Here is a 1,752-nt window from a genome sequence, read left to right as displayed (position 1 = left end):
CAGATATTGGTCGTGATCTCGACCCTCTTGTGCTCGAAAAGCTTTGATAGCAGATCTAACAGCAAAGCACCACCGGTCTGGCTGAACGGCAGATAGCCCAGCTCATCGAGAATCACCAGATCGACGTACATCAGCTTGTGGGCGACCTGGCCTTGTTTGCCGATGGACTTCTCCTGCTCCAGGGCGTTGGTCAGCTCGACGGTCGAGAAGTAGCGCACACGCTTGCCGTGGCGCTGTACGGCTTCGATTCCGATCGCTGAGGCGAGGTGCGTCTTGCCAGTGCCCGGACCACCGATGAACACGACGTTGTGCGCGCTTTCGAGGAACGACAGCTCGCTCAGTTCGCGCACCAGCGCTTCGTCGACGTGTGCCTGCGCGAAGTCGAAGCCCTTCAGGTCGCGGTGGGCCGGGAAGCGCAGCGGTCATTTGATAGGCGATCGAGCGCACCTGCCGTTCGGCGGTTTCAGCCATCAACAGCTGCTTCATGAAGCGCTCCGGCTCGAAGTCAGTGTGGCGCGACTGCGCGAGCAGCTCCGGCCACGTGCTCGCCATGCCGTGCAGTTTAAGACCCTTGAGCTGGGCCGCGATATCGTTAGACATGACGATCCTCCGGTGGGTTGGCGCGCAGCGTCTCGTAACGGCTCACGTCGGCCGCGGGCTCTTCCTTGAGCTGGAGTTTCGTCGTGGCGAGGCTGCCATTCGTGACGGGCGCCTTCAGCCGGCTCAGCACGTTCAGGACGTGCTCTGCGCTGGGGCGTCCTGAATCCAGCGCAGCCTGTACGGCGAGCAGCACCGCATCGAGCCCGTGTTCGCGCACCGCAGCGAGCACCTGCGTCATGACGCGATCGCCGCCCGGGTGTTTCAGCAGATGCCGCTGCAGCAGTTGCAGCGGCTGCGGCATCGTGATGAACGGCGCGCCGTTGCGCAGTGCGCCGGGTTTGCGCTCGACCAACGTGACGTAGTGGCGCCAATCGTAGAAGGTCATGTGCCGCTCGAAGCTGCGTTCGTGGCGTGCGATCTCCTGGGCGTTGGCGACGACGCTGAGATATGCCGGATAGCAGCGCACGCTCACCAACTGGTTCGTGTACTCGGTGGGCACGCTGTAGCGGTTGCGCTGGAAGTGAATCAGGCTGGTCGACGAGACTCGCAGGGTCTGCTCGATGTAGCCGTCGAACGGCCGTGGATTGGGCATCAGCCGGGTACGCTCGTCCTGCAGCACATCCTCGACCGTCAGCTCAGGCCACTGCGGGTGCCGCATGTGCCACGCCTCACGACACTGACCAGCGACCCATTCGTTCAGGATCTCCAGCGTTTCCCAGCGCCGTAGCGCTGCTTCGTGCCAGATCTGACGTCGCCGGTCCTGAACGTTCTTCTCGACGATGCCTTTCTCCCAGCCTGCAGCCCGGTTGCAGAACTCCGGCTCGAACAGGTAGTGACTGCACATCGCTTCGAAGCGCGCGTTGACCGCACGCTCCTTGCCGCGGCCAACCTTGTCCACGGCGGTCTTCATGTTGTCGTAGATGCCGCGCCGCGGCACGCCGCCGAACGCGGCGAACGCGCGGGCGTGCGCATCGAACAGCATCTCGTGACTCTGTGTGGGATAGGCGACGAGCCAGAACGCGCGGCTGGAGTTAAGTTTGACGTGGGCGACCTCCAGGCGTCGCCGCAGCCCGCCAATAAAAGCGTATTCGCAGCTCCAGTCAAACTGGAAGGCTTCGCCGGGTTCGAAGGCGAGCGGCACGAAGGCCTGCC

1 protein-coding gene and 1 pseudogene are annotated in these 1,752 nt (G+C 63.4%); both read right to left on the bottom strand.

The genetic code is table 11. From position 1 onward, the window contains the following. A pseudogene (locus ACWEOW_RS25340) lies at positions 1-600 on the bottom strand (ATP-binding protein); the annotation flags it as partial. After that, positions 593-1,752: IS21 family transposase (gene istA, locus ACWEOW_RS25335; RefSeq protein ID WP_452272027.1), on the bottom strand; the 1,160-nt coding region annotated here is incomplete at its 5' end. The gene istA and the pseudogene ACWEOW_RS25340, both read right to left, overlap by 8 nt.

The sequence above is a fragment of the Monashia sp. NPDC004114 genome, from assembly GCF_053603855.1.
This window is presented reverse-complemented; position numbering and strand designations above follow the sequence as displayed.